The following is a 16,111-nucleotide window of genomic DNA, read 5'->3' on the forward strand; positions in this document are numbered from 1 at the left end:
ACGCGACACTGCGCCGCTCCATCACGAGGACACCGCCGATGACCGCAACCGCCGCCACCGTTTCTGCACGGGAGGCTTATCAAGTGCTCAAGGATATGGCCCTGGAAACGCGGGTCATCAGCGCCTGCGCGGCAGCGGATGACACGGTGAGCGTGGAAACCGACGGCTGGCGGATGGTGCTGCTGACCCAAGGTACGGTGCTGGTGGGGTGCCAGCACTGCCGCTCACCCGATGGACGGCATGGCTCATTGGACAGCTGGCAACGCTATGGCACCAACCCAGTGGCATTGATGAGTACGTGGGAGCACGCGCAAGTCGAGCGCCTGTTGTCGGTGTCTCAGCGCCAGCTCCACGACACGCCGGTGTAGATGCCCCGACCGTCCCCGGGCGTGGAGCGGGCGGCGTCCAGGCCCTTGTCGTCATAACCCGGGGTGACGGTGTTGGCGTAGCGGCGGTTGGTCAGGTTGCGCAGGTCGACCCAGGCTTGCCAGTCCTGCTGCGGGGCGTCGTAGCCGAACGTGGCGCCGAGTAAGGTATAGGCCGCCGCGTAGTAGGAATTGGCGTAATCCACCGCCACCCGCGAGGAATGCTCGGTGTTGAGACTGGTGTAGAAACCGGTCGGATGGCTGTAGCGCAACTGTGCCTGGTAGTAGTGCTTGGGAATGCCCGGCAAGGTGTTGTCGCCGAAGCGGTCGTCGTTGCGGTAGTGGAAGTCGCTGAAGGTGTAAGCCTGGCGCAGGGCGAGCTTACCGCTGCCGCCGCCGTCCCACAGCGGACTGAGCAGGCTCAGTTCGACACCTTGGTGAACCGTGGGGCTGGCGTTGGCCTCGGCGAGGATCGCGTTGCTGGTGGGGGTCTGGGCCTGGGTTTCAACGGTGAGCAACTCGTGGCGCACTTCCGAGCGGTACAGTGCCAGGTCCCATTGGCCGAACCACGCGTCACCACGGCCGCCGACTTCCAGGGTGGTGGCGGTCTGGTTTTTCAAACTCACACCTTCGCGTTGCAGGCCGGTGGCCGGGCCGCTGCCCGGCCCGAAGTATTTGTTGGAACCCCAAATCATCGACCAGGCATGCGGCGGCTCGACCGAGCGGCTCAGGTTGCCGTACACCTGCAATTGCGGGGTGAAGTCATAGCGCAGGCCGATGCGCGGCGCATAGTCCCAGTCATGTTGACTGAGCGGCGCCTGGCCGTCGGGATAGGTCACCTGGGTTTCGCGGCGGGTGTAGATCGCGGCCAGGCCGGTGGTCAGCCACAGGTCCGGGACCAGTTCCAGGTCGTTGCCGATATGCAGCACCGTGTCGGAGCCCAGGTAGCTGTAGTCGCGGGTCTTGGTGCCGGGGGCATAGCCTGCGGTATTGCCGACAGGAATTCGCACGTATTCCGACGCGCCATTGTTGGGCATCGCCTGGGTGGTGCGCAGGCCGATCGTGGTTTTACTGTCGTGACCGAACAGGGTGTCCTGGCGAATGTAGTTCAGCGTGCCGCTGATATCGGTGTAGGCGACTTTCAGGCGATTGGTGCCCTCGCGCAGGTCCATCGGGTAGTCGTGATAGGCCAGGCCGACTTCGAGCCGCGCGTTGTCGTCGAGCTGCAACGTGGTCTTGTTGGCGATCCAGGTGGAGCCCGGTTGCAGGCGTTTTGAATCGCGGGCGGCGTTGAGGCTGTTGGCGGCACGCGGATCATGGCTGATCTGGTAGCGCGTGAGCTTGCCTGGCGTGTCGTTGGTGGTTTCGCGGTAGCGCAAGTAAAAGCGCGTCTCCAGGTTCGGGTTGAAACGGTAGCCGAAGTTGGCCGCGACGCCCTTGCCCGTGCCGGCGCTCTGCTGCTGATAGCCGTCGGATTCGGAATCGGTGAGGCTGATGTAATAGTCGGCATCCCCCAGCACCTGGCCCGAACTGATCTCGCGCTGGGCATAACCACGACTGCCCGCTTCGTAGCGCACTTGCAGCTTGGGCGCGTCGTAGCCGGTGTGGGTCACGTAATTGACCGCCCCACCCAGGGCCAGCGCGCCCTGATCAAAACCGTTGGCACCGCGCAGCACCTCGACGCGGCTTTGCCACAAGGGGTCCTTGAGTTCATAGGGCGTACCGCCGGGGCCTGTCAGCGGCAAACCGTCGAGCGTCTCGTACAACCCGGAAGCATGGGCGCCGGGGCTGCGGTTGAGGCCCGAGCCACGGATCGAGAGTTTGACGCCTTCATTATTTGCCGCCTTGGCGTACACCCCGGCCTGATACTTGAACACGTCCTCGTTGGTGCTCACCCGCCCCTGTTGCACGCTGCCCATGTCGATGTAATTGGTGCCGCCGGGCACGCGCTTGAGCTGCGCCTGCGCCACTTCAGCCGCGCTGGCTTCGCTGGTGGTGACTTCGACCGGCGCCAGTTGCAGGTCTTCGGCCTGCACAAGGGAACTGAGGGTCAGGGCAGCAAAAAGCAGCGGGGGTTGGCGCAGCAACATGGGGCGAGTCCTTGGAATGCGGGGGCGTGAAGGCAAGGCCTCGCACGCGAACTGTGATGGGAAGACCGGGACGCTCGCCAGGTCACGCCTTATTCACGGCGCAGAGCCTTCCCGGCCCCTGAAAAAACTACCTGTCTCCTAGCCCGCGGCGGACGCCAGCGCGCGCATGAAGTCATCCGCCTCCGACCCCGCCGGAAAGCGGAACCCGTACATTTCGTCGGTCGTCAGAATGCTGTTGAGGGCGTCGCGAAATTGCGCTTCGGTCGGCGACTCCTGCAGCAGTTTGTGTGCCGGTAACAACAGCTCGGCAGAAACGCCTTGCGCACTCGCGGCGTCAATCACCGCAAACAGGATAAATCGCAGGCGGATTTCGCGATCCGTGGGCCAAACCGTTTTTCGCTTACCCAAGGTAGGGCCTCATATTTAAGAAAAGTCCGAGGCTATTGCCGACAGATGGGCGTTTCAAGCAGTGCAGTGCAAGATAGGGCACTTCCTACAGAGGAAACGGAAACACCGCACTCAACGGTCCTAACGCTCACTGCACCGGCAGAAAATTCATCAGCAACAGGCTTTGCGCGTAATTGACGCCAATGCGTCGGTAGCGCTCATCGAGCATCTGGGTCAGCAGGTCGAGCCGCGCGACGATCTTGCCGAACTCGACGGCGAAACTGAGGTTGCTGCCCTCCTCCGAGATCTCGTTGGAAAACAGCAGCAGCACGCCATTGGCATCCTGACGCTGGCTGAGCAGCCAGGTGGCCTTTTCGATATTGCGCGCCGCGTTGCTGACGAATTGCGGGTTGATCGTGTCAGAGATATAGAACCGGGTGCGCCCGCCATGTGCAGTCACCAGCATGCTGCCAATCGCATAGATAAACGCCCCGACCCGATCGCCGCGAAACTCGGGGCTCAAGGAGTAACTCAGGGCCGCCAGATCGCGACGATCCCCCAGGGCGGGCAGCGGTTGACGGTTTTCGATGGCCGAACGGATTTCCCGCGCCGCGCTCACCGCGTCCAGGTAACCCGACTGCCGCCACTGGTTGGGGTTGCGCAGGTACAGCTTGTTCATCAGCAAATACAGGCTTTGCAGGTTATCGCGCATGCCGAGGGTGGCCATGCGGTCGACGCTGGTCTGGAGAAACTCATCAGGCTTGCCATTGCTGAATTGCCTGGCGATATCGCGCCCCTGTTGCTGGCTGCAGGCGGTGGTGCAGAGCAGAAACACGAGGACGAGCCAGCGCGGGCGGTTCATCCATCGGCAGGTAAGAGGCGGGAACGTATGATCCATCGGCACCAGGTCTAGTTCTTATGTCCACACGCAGTATGAGTATGGCTGGGATAGAGATAGATCCGAAAAATCCGAAAAAGTGCAGGATTGGGCAACAGAAAACCCGGAATGACATGAGAAGCCCCCAGTGCATGTTAATGCGTTTCGCAAAGACACAACTTCGAGCACCCTATGCCGTATCGCGATCGGCAGGATTACCCAATCAGGATCTAGTACCGAGTGGCTTAGTCAAAAATACAAAATAAGTGACTTTCAATATTTAAAATCACGCTCTGCAAAGCCCATACGCTGAAATACCGCTTCCTTTCAGACGTCTGCTGTTTAGATTGAAATGGGGACTCTGGCGCTCAACGCCGGTTCAACGACCGAAGTGACGCCGGCATCACCTATCGCTTGAACCAGCAGAAACGAGATTGAATACAATTAACAAAAACATAAAATTGATGAGCCTGCAGCCTGCCAGATCGTTACATCCCTGAGGTATCGGATCTAAACTGCAAAATATACTTAGCTATTTTGAATGAGGTTCCCGATCATGGCGTTCTGTTTTGGTCTATTCGCGCCACATTACCGTTATAAACATTACGTTTTGATCGACAACGACGGTTGCTGTATAGGATTCAAGACCTGCACTCGAAACCCTGGCGCAAAATGGGTTGAAACTGAAGAGATAAACCTGGCCTGGCTGAATAAACCATCTATCAACCGGTGCCCACCGCCCCCTTCAACAGCCCATCTAAAGACATAGAGCAAAAGACATTTTCATTCAAATCTACAGATTGCTTTTGCCTTATCGGCTTTCTTCGCAAACACACTTACAAGTACGCAATCCCTTCACATCAATATCACACTATTTTCACACTCCACGCGATTCAAAACCAACTAAGTTGCTTAAGTATGGGAAGTACTCTCAACTCGTTCTATTGCATTATTTTCACATTAATTGTTAAACAATGATGCTGGTAGCAGACCAGCCGCAATGGGGCAGACCAAAGCGACCTCAGGGTCGGTCGGCACCCGAACCAACACAACCGCGCAACGATCCACAGGTTCAGGCGCCAAAATCGGCGACCTCAACCTTGCCGTGCAAAGCCCAGACATCAAGCGCTTTATACAAACAAAACGGCCAGTTTCAGCAGAACTGAAACTGGCCGTCAATGCGTTGCGTCTTCCGGGCTTGACCGGCGATCGTCCGCTTAGAAAATCGAGATTGGGTAATCCACGATCAGACGGGTTTCGTTGTAATCCCCTTCCGCCTGATCAGCGTTACCGCGGTGCCAGGCTTGACGCACGCGCATCGACAAGTCTTTGACTGGGCCGCTCTGTACCACGTATTTGGCTTCAAAGTTGGTTTCATGGTGCTTGCCGTCAGCACCATAACCATAGGCACGGTAGGCGCTGCCGACCGGCATGTGCGTGCCGTCGATATTGTCACCGTTGAGGTAGCGCGTCATAAAACTCAGCCCTGGCACGCCATAAGTCGCCATGTTCAAGTCGTAACGGGCCTGCCAGGACTTTTCGCCTGGGCCGTTAAAGTCAGAATATTGAACCGAGTTGGCCAGGAAGATGGAGTCGGCCAGATCACCCGACTTGTTATTACCCACGGCCACATAGTCGAACGGCGTGTCGCCGTGAACCTTCTGGAACGCCAGTGTGACGGTATGAGCACTCAGGAAAGAGTACGCCGCCGCCAACGACCAAGTGGTGTTGTTGATGGAGCCGGCTTTGGACTGGCCGGAGTCGGTGGTGCGGTAGATGTTGAAGTCCAGGTTCAATGATTGATCGGCAGTGAACGGAATCGTGTAGTTGGCATTACCGTAGTATTGATGCCAGACGTCCTTGAGGTCCGAGGCAAACACGCTCATGGACAAGTTATCGGTCAGCGTGTACTTGCCACCGAGGTAGTCAATGCTCTTGGCCGGTATGTTGGCATAACCGGCATACAATTCGTGGCTATTGTTGGTCGTGGTCGGACCGTTACTGCTGGTGAAGTGCCCGGCGTCGAGGTTCAACCCTTCAATTTCGCTGCTCAACAGGTTGAAGCCAGTCGCCGTTTGAGGCGTGGCGCGAGTACCCGCCGTGGCCAGGACCGGGTTGTTGGGCTGCAAGTTGCCATAATGCAGCTCAGTCTTGGAGAACCGTGCCTTGATCGACGCGCCTGCACTACTGAAGTCATTCTCCGGCCGGCCGTTGCTGTCGACCGGCAAGTTGCCAGAGCCTGCATTGCCTTTGCCACCGTCCAGCTTCACGCCCCAGTATCCGTAAGCATCTACACCAAAACCGATGGTGCCTTGGGTGAAGCCGGAGGAGAAGTTGCCTTGCATCACCTGCAACCAATCCTGTTTGTCGCCCGCCGAATTCTTACCGTCACGATCAAAATAAAAGTTGCGAAGCAGCAGGTTCAAACTACTGCCTTCAACAAACCCCTTGGCAGTCGCTTGGTCCTCCACACCCGCGGCTGACGCTAGTTGACTAACACCCAGCGAGACCGTCAGCGCCACCAAATTCCACTTAAAAGACATTGTTTGTTCCCCTGTTTTTAATAGAGCTGCCTCGTCTCTCAACGCACAGTCAGCAGGGTCTCCCCTGAAGTCAGGCCGTCAAAAGCGAAGAGTCATAAGTCGATGGCAGATGAGAAGGTTTCTAAGTCGCAACGCATTGACTGCGCAGCGCAAGGTACCGTTTTATAACGGTTTATTTTTAGTACAGGGCAGAGCCTAAGGTGAAAAACTTATAACACTTTCCCGCCGATGGAATGACCTCGTTTCCCGTGAAAGTAATTTTCCATTTCTGTAACAATTCAGGTTTATACAAGACAGCCGGACGCGTGAAATGAGCTGGACATCGATGTTTCGCATACATCTAAAGTCCCAACTGCACGATGAAAACGGCACGCTCTGAGCCTGGATATCCGCAAAGGGCCGAACTGATTCAGGCGTTCTTGGAGCTCCCTTATCGAGAGCGGCGAATGCCGCAATATTTAAAGCAACGTTGTGCTAGCGTACCTGTAGGACGGATTACATGATGGTCTTAGACGCATGCCTCGAGGTCGATACGACTACAAGCCTCGAGGCAGGGCATCACATTGCTATAGAGCCAGCCTGCAGGTATCGCAGCGCCATGGGGGTACAGAACCTGATGACACACATTGCCCCATTGCCCCCCCTTGATTCGAGTCACGATCACCCACTCATAACGGCCGCGCTGTGAACGCTGAGCTACCTCATTCAGGTTCGCAGACGCCGCTTGAGGGTTTGTGCGAGGCGCAGGTGCAGCAACGTCTGGCGCAGGACGGGCCGAACGAACTCCCCGCCTCCCGCCGACGCAGCGCCTTGCGCCTGATGTGTGACGTGGCCTTCGAGCCGATGTTTCTCCTGCTGGTCGCGTGCGGCGCTTTGTATATGGTGCTGGGCGATGTCCAGGAAGCCCTGATGTTGCTGGGCTTTGTCTTCGTCGTGATGAGCATCAGCTTTGTCCAACAGCGGCGCAGTGAACGCTCCCTGAATGCGTTGCGGGACCTCTCCAGCCCAAGGGCTAAAGTGCTAAGGGAAGGTAAAGAGTGCAGCGTTCCCTCGCGGGACCTGGTCGTTGGCGATGTTGTAATGCTGGCTGAAGGTGATCGCGTACCCGCTGACCTGCAACTGACAACATGCGCCAACCTATCAATTGATGAGTCCTTGCTGACCGGAGAATCCATGCCAGTCAGCAAGCTGGTCGCGCCGCAGTCTCATACACTTGGTGATCCAGCGCCGCCGCCAATGAATGCGACCCTTGCGCAGGCATTTTCAGGCACATTGGTCACGTGCGGCACCGCCCAGGGACGTGTCACCGCCACCGGCGAGCGCAGTGCGCTGGGCCGGATTGGCCAGTCACTGGCGGACATCGAGGTGGAACCCACCCCGACACAACAGCAAACGCGTCGTGTGGTCAAGCGGGTCGCTGTCATAGGCCTGGCGCTGGCGGCGGCGCTCGCTATCGCTTTCGGGCTGCTGCGCGGTGACTGGCTGCATGGGATGCTGGCGGGCCTGACGCTGGCGATGGCAATCCTACCGGAGGAGTTGCCGGTTGTACTGACGCTCTTTCTAGGCCTCGGCGCCTGGCGACTCGCCCGTGAGAAGGTGTTAGCGCGTAGCATCCCTGCCGTCGAATTGCTCGGTGCGACCACCGTCTTATGCGTCGACAAGACCGGTACGCTGACGGCTAACAGAATGACGGTCAGGCGCCTTTGGTCCGAGGAGGCTGAGTATGAAGTCGCCAGAGATGGTACTGACGGCGGCACGCCTTTGCAGGAGGCACTCCATGGTGTGCTTGAGTACGCGGTTCTCGCCAGCCACCGCCATGCTTTCGACCCGATGGAGTCGGCCATCGGCGAGACCGGGCAGAGCCTGCTGGCGCTCACCGAGCACCTTCACGCCGACTGGACGCTGATCGACGACTATCCCTTGTCACCTCAGATGCTGGCAATGTCGCGGGTGTGGCAATCGCCGAATCAACGAGAGCGACTCATTGCTGCAAAGGGAGCGCCCGAGGCAATCGTCGATTTGTGCCATATGGATCCCGTTCGCAGCGCGCGCATTGCGGCTCAGGTGCTGGCGATGGCGGCAGACGGGCTTCGCGTTCTCGGCGTCGCACAGGCGACCTTCGCCGCCGAGGTATTGCCCGGTTTACAGCACGACTTCGACTTCAGGTTTCTAGGATTGGTCGGGCTCGAAGATCCGATTCGTCCAGATGTGCCGCAGGCTATTGCCGAGTGCCGAGCCGCCGGCATCCGTGTGGTGATGATGACGGGCGACCACCCGGCCACAGCGATGTCGGTCGCCAGGCAGGCCGGGCTGGGCACCGATGCGCCGGTGATCACTGGAACCGAACTGTCCACGCTGAACGATTCTGAGCTGGCTGCACGACTGATCACCACGCAGATCTTCTGCCGTGTTCAGCCAGAGCAGAAACTGCGCCTGGTACGCGCGTTCCGTGCACAGGGTGATGTCGTCGCCATGACCGGCGACGGTGTCAACGACGCGCCTGCACTGAAGGCAGCCGATATTGGCGTTGCGATGGGTGCGCGTGGCACCGAGGTCGCACGCGAGGCGGCCGCGCTGGTTTTGCTCAATGATGATTTCGAGTCGTTGGTGACCGCCGTGCGCTATGGCCGCCGCATTTTCGCCAACTTGCGCAAGGCGATTGTGTTTGTGGTGGCCGTACACGTGCCGATCGTCGGCCTATCGATGCTTCCAGTGCTTTTCGGCTGGCCGATGGTGCTGATGCCGGCGCACATTTTGTTCTTGCAACTGATCATCGATCCCGCCTGCTCGGTCGTGTTCGAGGCCGAACCGCTTGAGCCGGATGCGATGAAGGCTCCTCCACGTCGAAAGGAGCAACAGTTGTTCGACAGCGCAGTGATGATACGCGGCCTCTGCCAAGGCATTGGCTTACTGATACTGCTTCTCGCGACGTATGCAAGTATGAGGTTCTTTGCGCCGGTTGCGTCGGAGCAAGATGAGCTTGCGAGAACACTGACCTTCGTCGTCCTGGCGCTGGCCAACCTCGCCCTGATCCATACCAATAAGTCATGGGGCCGCACGCGCTGGGTGGGGCCTGGCGCGTTTGGCACCCAGCTCAGTTGGATCGCTTTCGCAACGTTGGCCATGTTGGCGATAGCGCTGTTTTTTCCGCCGGTTACCCAGCTGTTCTCATTCGTGACACCCGCGCCAGTACTGCTGCTTTTCGCATTTGGCATCGTCGCGCTGAGCGTAATGTGGTTCGAAGTCGTGAAATGGCTAATACGAATGAGGAGCGAGCATAGCGACTGAGCGAAGCCTTTCGTGCTGATCCCCGAGTTCGCCGGGGGCTGCACATGTCGCAACCCTGGCGAGGTCTGTTCAGCAGTTAATCGCTTAGATTGGCTCCCAGCTTTGGAAAAGCAAACCGGATCAGCAGCGCAACATCGGGTGCTTCGCCCCTCGAACATTATCGGGTAACGCGGCGAGTGGACTCGTCACGTTGGCGAACCTCTCACTCGGGTCAACGCCTTAATAAAAGGTGTACGGCAGGATTCGAACCCTGGAATCGCCAGTAACGTTCACTGGCTTCCAGGAGTCCAAAGTAACTTTTTAAAACAATACGTTAGATTCTAATAATTACCGCACCAAGGCACTTTTGAATGCGTTGGAGCCCGCGCCGATCATGGGGCGCATAAGGTTGCAGAAATCATTCCGCCCTCCCCCGCGTGCTGCCGATCGAACACTATCGCCAATAGTCGTAGTGAAACATCCGGGGGCCGCTGATAATCTGCGACCACGTTCGCCAGCCGTTTAGGGATGGAGGCGAAAATAGAAGCCCTGGAGCCGCGAACCTCCGGGGCTTTGCTTTTTTGGCGCAGGCTGACACCCAACTCTTCTGGGCATTTTTCCTTTGGCCCTAAATTGTTCAGGGCGCTGGGCGAAATCCCTTTCAGTACCGACATGGCCGAAATCGGAATGGTTGTGATGTGCCTTGATCTTTCCCGATAGACACGTTCGATTGCCCCCCGCCGGATTGTTTGGTTGTCATGGATTTGGTGTGTTTGTGCATTGGCGTAGCCGTGAAGCAAGCCTACGATCAGCCCCTGAGACAGCCGACCTTGCGATTGCTCATGGTCGCGTTTAGCGCGGATACAAAAACGCCCGCGTGGCGGCGGGCGTTTGGCATAGATCGTCGAAGCGTTATCGCCTTAATCGAAGGCGCCGTTGAGGACTTCGTAGATTATGCCGGAAGCAATTGCGACCAGTATCAAGTCCGTGCCTGCCTGCTGCCATTCGTAGCCGTCGTAATGTGGAAGTCTGCCCAGCAATCGACCATCAAGCTTCTTGGCGATGCCTGGAGGAAGAGGCTTCCCTCTGGCGAGGTTCTTTTGTATTCCGGGTGGCAGTGAAGGGCCTGGGCTCCAGTAGTCACGGTAGCCGCCGAGCACTCCCAATACGCTGCCGCGGTCAATGCTTGGCCCGCGAGACCAGTCGTCTCCGCTCGGACCTTTCCCCTTATTACCCTGGTTGCCATGACCCTGACCACCTTGTGAGTTGCCTTTTCCATTGCCTTGACCTTTCCCATTGCCAGGGTCTGCGAGTGCAGCCACCGAGCCAACGGCCAAAGTAAGGCAGATAGCAGCTACAAGCGTGCGTGATCTAAACATGACGGTCTTCTCCGGAAGGGAATGCTCCCTGAAATGTAGACGGTATTGAAGGTTTTGGTTCCGTAATACTCATCCCGCTCGCTGCATCCGTTAACGGAGCGTGGCGCCCAACGATAACCGCCGATTAGGCCCCCTCCAGGTTAAAAAATTGCGGGATCAGGTGCTGCTTTCGAATTCACCAATCGTCGATGCCTTACACCCAGCACTGCCAAACACGTACATACATTCCCCTTGTATTTGATAGCTTAAAGCCATCAAGCGGCATGCCTCATGCGCAGAGCCACCTTGGACAAGACGTAGACGTCTGGCAATCATCACTCATTGGTGAATTGTTTCTATCAGGGAAGAGGATCTGAAGCGGGTGACCGCCACCCCATCCTCCATAGCCAAATGCTCAGGCATGCACGCGCGCCTATGGCTGACCCTGCCCGACCAAAGCGTTAAGCATTGGTGCCTTCCCAGGAATCTGTTTTGCGACCAACAGTCGTTGCCCAGGAGCACCCTCAGGAAATGGATTCCGGAAACCATTCAATAGACGGGGCGAACTCCGAAAAGCCAAACGAGTAGGAACTTAAATATGGAGATTTATAGTATGTCAGCTCAAGAAAACTACGTTGGTGTTGGCGGATGGACTGCTTACCACGAACTGACTCCAAAGGACCATGCTGTATTCAAAGAAGCCTTGGAAGGCTTTGTGGGGGTGCAATACACCCCTGAGACGGTTGCGACCCAGGTCGTCGCCGGCACAAACTATCGCTATCACGCCAAAGCACAGCAGCCTGGTTCGCCAGCAATCTGGGCAGCAATCGTAGAAATCTACGCCCCCCTCAAAGGTAAGCCGCACATCACCCAGATCATCCGCATCTAAGCGCGCTTAACACCCTTCGGGTCACGCGAGGATTGCGGGACTCGAAGGCTGATCGCGCGCCCTTGCTTGTGCTGCGCTTCTGGCTTCTCCCTCCCCTGGAGCCGCAAGCATGACGATTGATGTCCTCCCCGATCTGAATGCGTATCCCACCCCTGAGCGGGCGTTTCGCTATCTGCGACTTATTGCGAGGTGGCCGAGGCTCGTGGGGTGCGATGAAGGCTACGTGCCGGACCTCTTCCCCGCCCAGCATTACGGCGACTACCTGATCCTGAACATCGACCTGAAGCCAGGCCGGATCAAAAACTGGAGAAAGCCGATCGCCACCGACATCGAAAAGATGATCGAGGCGAACCAGGAAGACTGATCAACCAGCGCCGTGTATCGGATATCGCTCAGCCCTCTGTGATGACAGCAGGGTGTCACCTTGCCCCTGGCCTTAGCGGATTTTGTCGCGGCGTAGACGGGCAACACTCGGAGGGGCGACATCCGATGCGGACGAATTCGCGGCCTATAACGCTATAGGCCGCCACTGATACTCAAGGAATCAGTCATCCCGATCATCACGATCTCGACCGTGATAACGATCATACCCGCGATCATCGTATCGGCGATCGTACCCACGGCCCCGACCTTGGTCATCGTAGCCCTGGTCGTATCTGCGCCCATGATCATCCCCTCTGTAACGATCATGCCCATACCGTCCTCCGTCGTCCCAGATAGGCACGCAACCACCAAGCAGAATAAGACCAGAAATGGCCAAAAGGGTTATTGCTGCGCGCTTCATCTTGAACGTCCTAATTGCTTGAGAGGGTTAATTTTTTGACTGCAAATCAGCCCAATGATTCAGCCGTGCCCGCGAATAAACATCGGCCCGAGCGGCCGCCAGGGCATGATCAATTACACGTCGCTGAAGAGCATCGCGCCGGGGAAAATTGGCCAGGCCGATCTACCTGAGCGCCATGTGCATCGACGCCCGGGGCGACCGCTACAGCAAGTCCGTGGAGAGGGTGAGCACTAAAACCTTCAAGGCTGCCGCTACCGGCTTGTCCGACTCCGAGGCCGCGTCATACCCGTTCTTCAATGCTGATCCAGCGGTTATTGCTGTGACAACGGCACTGCCGCTAGCGCCGCTATCAAAATTCGCATGTCGTACCTTGTCCATAGATGGCATTGATATCTACAGCGCTCATCGAGAGCAAGCACTCACGACACCGAATATTTTGTCTGATGGCGACTGCCAGGTACGGAAAAAATGGTATCGGACAAGTGAACCTATTCCTTTCGGATCAACGTCAGCCAGATGCCATGGGTTCTCAGGATTCGGTGCTATCACCGTGTATCGGTCGCCCGAAGTCTGCAAAATCCCTCCGAGGCTTCCACCTACCAGGTCGGTCGCCTGCCACCCATCTCTGATGCACTCGGCGACAGCCTTAGCCGAATGCTTCGACTCGATTTCAAGCAATGGTGGATTCTTCCTGATGTCACCAACGCTTGAACACCCAGCCAGCAGAATAACCGCCAGTCCCGCTACAACACTTCGCATGTCGTTCCCTCTTTGGTTTGGCGGGACTGTAGCACCTGGCCGCAGAAAGCAAAAAGCCCAGCGCGAGGCTGGGCTCAAAGCAACTAATCTGCAAGAGACTAAGCGTCTGGAACTTCTTTATCGAGTGCAAGCTTTGGATCAGCCACCTCTACCCAGCCCTTCTTCAAATACTCATCTGCCACAATTTTACGTATCAAAAAACAGTAGATGATTGGCAGTCCAGCAATAGGTATAGCTGCCCAAGGCGGGCCTGCAAACAGCCCCAACCCTATAGCAATACCCCAGATCAATAAGTGGCGCCAAAGGCCGGCGAAGCAAAGATAGAGTGGGCCTAGGAACAATATTGCCAGAACCTGAAACGCATCGACTTCTTCAACCTTGCCATTGTCTAGACTTTTGAAGTATCGGGCCATTGCACTCTCCGTGTGGGGGTTAATTCGGAAAAATAGCACTGGGAAAGCCAGATGCAAAGAGCCCTGCGTGGGGCTGGGCTCTTCTGTTGTGAGCTCAGCCCTTCTTCAGTGCGATGAAAGCACCGCCGATTCCAAAAACAGCACTGTAGCCGGCCCCGCACGGAACGTCGGGTTGTGCTTGGCTGCCTCAAGCATATGCGGAGCGAGATCATGTGCATCAAGCGCTTCTTTTGATGCCCACTTCTCGATCAATACAAAGCTATCGCTATTTCCGACTACAGGGTGGATATCATATTGAATGCACCCTTGCTCAGCCCTGACCAAAGGAGCGAGTTTTTCAAAAGCCGCGAGCTGGTCCGAGCCTCGACCTGGCTGGGTATTGATGATGACGACAAGCCGAACTTCATCAGACATAGGTAACACGCCGCATACTAAAGAGGGGAAAATACAGTACGCTACAACCAAGTACAGATGCAAAAAGCCCAGCGATGAGCTGGGCCTAACTGGTTCAACTAGGCTCCGGTCACGGGAACTCTGCCAGCGTTGCAGTAAGGTAGTTGAATCTTTGATTTAGACTTATCGGCGGACTTCACCGTCCCATAGGCGGTTGCTAGTGTGGACACCGCGTCCACTGCCATCTTCAGTCCGGGTGTCGAATCGGCGCCCACCTTTGCCAAGCTACCGTTATCGTTTAGGTCTACTGAGAATTTAGAAGTTTCGAGCCATCCAGCCTCGTAACGGATATAGCTTTCCTGGGCCGCCGGGATTAGCTTCGTTTCAGTGACTTGGACCGCAAAGCAGCCAGTGTTTTCGTCGCCGCCGGCGTAACGTAGCATCTCACCTTCTTTATTCAGGATTTTGTCCTGAATGTAATGCTCCTTTACCTGAACTAGCCGAAAAAAAGGAACACCCTCACAACCATTCTTGCAGTCAGATTGCTCATACGTGACAATTTTCCCTGAGCATCCTGCCAGCACGGCTATCACTGAAAAAAACATAAACCGTTTCATGCCCACTTCCTCCCCTATATGGCTTATTGCCACAACAAGATCGTAGCGGGCGCTAGCGGAAGCGCCATTTTTCTACGATCTCACCTGCTGAGAGATGGCTTGCGAGAAAGCTATCGAACAAGGAGATCCGATGCTCACTGCAAAGATCGGCGGGTTTCAATTCCGAGATATCCGACCCAAGGCGGCGTCTGAAATTGTGGATATCGGCGATGCGAGCCTGCTATTGGGGCATAGCAATCAGGAAATCACAAAGCGCGTTTATAGGAGACTCGGCGCCACCGCAAAGCCGTCAAAATAGAAAAGTTATGGAACGCTTCCATAATAGTTCTGGAACGCCGAGCAAATTAAGATCGGAAGTGTCCAAGCCCCAGAAACGCAAAAGCCCCGCATCAGCGGGGCTTTCGTGTAAATCTTGGCGGGAAACCAGGGATTCGAACCCTGGGAACGCTATTAACGTTCGCCGGTTTTCAAGACCGGTGCATTCAACCACTCTGCCAATTTCCCTTTTGCATCACAGGATTATAGCAGCCCATCCTGTCTCAGCGGGCGCCATAATACCCGAATGAAACACACTGTCAAACTCTCGCCATCGCTTGTTACAGAGCGTCTGTTATGATCTTTGCGACTGAACGTTTCAAAACCGAAGGAGTGTCGCCATGCGCGAACAGAATTACGCAGTGAATGGTAACGCGCAGGCTGAGCAGCTTGAAGTCAGCCGCGTCTTGCGCAACACCTATGGCTTGCTCGCCCTTACCCTCGCATTCAGCGGCGTGATGGCGTTCATGGCGCAGCAGATGCACGTCGGCTACCCGAATGTCTTTGTCGTGTTGATCGGCTTCTACGGTCTGTTCTTCCTGACCAACAAGCTGCGTGACTCGGCCTGGGGCCTGGTGTCGGCGTTTGCCTTGACCGGTTTCATGGGCTTTATCCTCGGCCCGATCCTTAACCGTTACCTCGGCATGGCCGGCGGCGCGGAAGTGGTCAGCTCGGCGTTTGCCATGACAGCCCTGGTGTTTGGTGGTTTGTCGGCGTATGTGCTGATCACCCGCAAGGACATGAGTTTCCTGGGTGGCTTCATCACCGCCGGCTTCTTCGTGTTGCTGGGGGCAGTGGTCGCTGGCATGTTCTTCCAGATCAGCGGTCTGCAGTTGGCGATCAGCGCAGGTTTTGTGCTGTTCTCCTCCGTGTGCATCCTGTTCCAGACCAGCGCCATCATCCACGGCGGTGAGCGCAACTACATCATGGCGACCATCAGCCTGTATGTGTCGATCTACAACCTGTTCATCAGCCTGTTGCAGATCTTCGGCATCATGAGCCGCGACGACTGATTGCCAACAGTATAAAAAATGCCCCGTATCGCAAGATACGG

At 56.7% G+C, this 16,111-nt stretch carries 15 protein-coding genes, 1 tRNA gene and 1 pseudogene; 6 read left to right on the forward strand and 11 right to left on the reverse strand.

What is annotated here, in order from left to right:
- Window positions 1–38 precede the first annotated feature (38 nt).
- A complete protein-coding gene (locus TU80_RS10075; protein WP_057004397.1) occupies window positions 39–368 on the forward strand; it encodes a DUF7693 family protein in 330 nt (109 codons plus the stop codon).
- On the opposite strand, the gene TU80_RS10080 is transcribed toward TU80_RS10075, so the two are convergent.
- The 4 genes from TU80_RS10080 to TU80_RS10095 form a co-directional block, all read right to left on the reverse strand.
- Entirely contained in the window at window positions 338–2,455 is a 2,118-nt protein-coding gene (locus tag TU80_RS10080) for a TonB-dependent receptor family protein (RefSeq protein ID WP_057004398.1), read from the reverse strand. The genes TU80_RS10075 and TU80_RS10080 overlap by 31 nt on opposite strands.
- Window positions 2,456–2,593: 138 nt before the next feature.
- Window positions 2,594–2,863 carry a hypothetical protein gene (locus TU80_RS10085; protein WP_017846713.1) on the reverse strand — a complete coding sequence of 90 codons (270 nt, stop codon included), beginning with the start codon at window positions 2,861–2,863 and terminating at the stop codon, window positions 2,594–2,596.
- Window positions 2,864–2,990: 127 nt separating this feature from the next.
- Complete coding sequence (locus tag TU80_RS10090; RefSeq protein WP_017846714.1) at window positions 2,991–3,704, reverse strand: hypothetical protein; 714 nt, start codon at window positions 3,702–3,704, stop codon at window positions 2,991–2,993.
- A gap of 1,232 nt (window positions 3,705–4,936) precedes the next feature.
- Complete coding sequence (locus TU80_RS10095; RefSeq protein WP_057004399.1) at window positions 4,937–6,262, reverse strand: OprD family porin; 1,326 nt, start codon at window positions 6,260–6,262, stop codon at window positions 4,937–4,939.
- A 684-nt stretch (window positions 6,263–6,946) separates the two neighbouring features.
- Between TU80_RS10095 and TU80_RS10105 the strand changes: the two genes are divergently transcribed.
- Entirely contained in the window at window positions 6,947–9,550 is a 2,604-nt protein-coding gene (locus TU80_RS10105; RefSeq protein ID WP_082643826.1) for a cation-translocating P-type ATPase, read from the forward strand.
- 371 nt (window positions 9,551–9,921) lie between these two features.
- Here TU80_RS10105 and TU80_RS32645 read toward each other — a convergent pair whose 3' ends face one another.
- Together TU80_RS32645 and TU80_RS31470 are read right to left on the reverse strand one after the other, a co-directional pair.
- Entirely contained in the window at window positions 9,922–10,203 is a 282-nt protein-coding gene (locus TU80_RS32645; protein ID WP_156422907.1) for a hypothetical protein, read from the reverse strand.
- A gap of 246 nt (window positions 10,204–10,449) precedes the next feature.
- Window positions 10,450–10,908, reverse strand: coding sequence for an anti-virulence regulator CigR family protein (locus TU80_RS31470; protein WP_081610141.1), 459 nt, complete (start codon window positions 10,906–10,908; stop codon window positions 10,450–10,452).
- Window positions 10,909–11,500: 592 nt separating this feature from the next.
- Between TU80_RS31470 and TU80_RS10115 the strand changes: the two genes are divergently transcribed.
- Window positions 11,501–11,776, forward strand: coding sequence for a hypothetical protein (locus TU80_RS10115; protein ID WP_046385245.1), 276 nt, complete (start codon window positions 11,501–11,503; stop codon window positions 11,774–11,776).
- Window positions 11,777–11,885: 109 nt separating this feature from the next.
- Window positions 11,886–12,140: a hypothetical protein gene (locus TU80_RS10120; RefSeq protein ID WP_057004403.1), complete on the forward strand. Its 255-nt coding sequence runs from the start codon at window positions 11,886–11,888 to the stop codon at window positions 12,138–12,140.
- A 152-nt stretch (window positions 12,141–12,292) separates the two neighbouring features.
- On the opposite strand, the gene TU80_RS32650 is transcribed toward TU80_RS10120, so the two are convergent.
- The 4 genes from TU80_RS32650 to TU80_RS10140 all read right to left on the reverse strand — a co-directional run bounded on the left by TU80_RS32650 (window position 12,293) and on the right by TU80_RS10140 (window position 14,742).
- Window positions 12,293–12,472 carry a hypothetical protein gene (locus TU80_RS32650; RefSeq protein ID WP_057004404.1) on the reverse strand — a complete coding sequence of 60 codons (180 nt, stop codon included), beginning with the start codon at window positions 12,470–12,472 and terminating at the stop codon, window positions 12,293–12,295.
- Between the two features lie 945 nt (window positions 12,473–13,417).
- On the reverse strand, window positions 13,418–13,732 hold the full coding sequence (locus TU80_RS10130; RefSeq protein WP_046383008.1) for a hypothetical protein: 315 nt from the start codon (window positions 13,730–13,732) through the stop codon (window positions 13,418–13,420).
- Between the two features lie 105 nt (window positions 13,733–13,837).
- Window positions 13,838–14,146, reverse strand: a complete 309-nt coding sequence (locus TU80_RS10135) for a putative quinol monooxygenase (protein ID WP_057004405.1) — start codon at window positions 14,144–14,146, stop codon at window positions 13,838–13,840.
- Between the two features lie 98 nt (window positions 14,147–14,244).
- On the reverse strand, window positions 14,245–14,742 hold the full coding sequence (locus TU80_RS10140; RefSeq protein ID WP_057004406.1) for a hypothetical protein: 498 nt from the start codon (window positions 14,740–14,742) through the stop codon (window positions 14,245–14,247).
- Window positions 14,743–14,833: 91 nt separating this feature from the next.
- Here TU80_RS10140 and TU80_RS31485 point away from each other — a divergent pair.
- Window positions 14,834–15,040, forward strand: a pseudogene (locus TU80_RS31485) (site-specific integrase); the annotation flags it as partial.
- 115 nt (window positions 15,041–15,155) lie between these two features.
- On the opposite strand, the gene TU80_RS10145 reads toward TU80_RS31485, so the two are convergent.
- A tRNA-Ser gene (locus TU80_RS10145) sits at window positions 15,156–15,246 on the reverse strand.
- Window positions 15,247–15,398: 152 nt separating this feature from the next.
- Between TU80_RS10145 and TU80_RS10150 the strand changes: the two genes are divergently transcribed.
- Window positions 15,399–16,070 (forward strand): Bax inhibitor-1/YccA family protein, encoded by a 672-nt coding sequence (locus tag TU80_RS10150; protein WP_057004407.1) that lies wholly within the window; start codon window positions 15,399–15,401, stop codon window positions 16,068–16,070.
- The last annotated feature ends 41 nt before the right edge of the window (window positions 16,071–16,111 follow it).

The organism is Pseudomonas veronii (assembly GCF_001439695.1).
Lineage (GTDB): Bacteria > Pseudomonadota > Gammaproteobacteria > Pseudomonadales > Pseudomonadaceae > Aquipseudomonas > Aquipseudomonas veronii.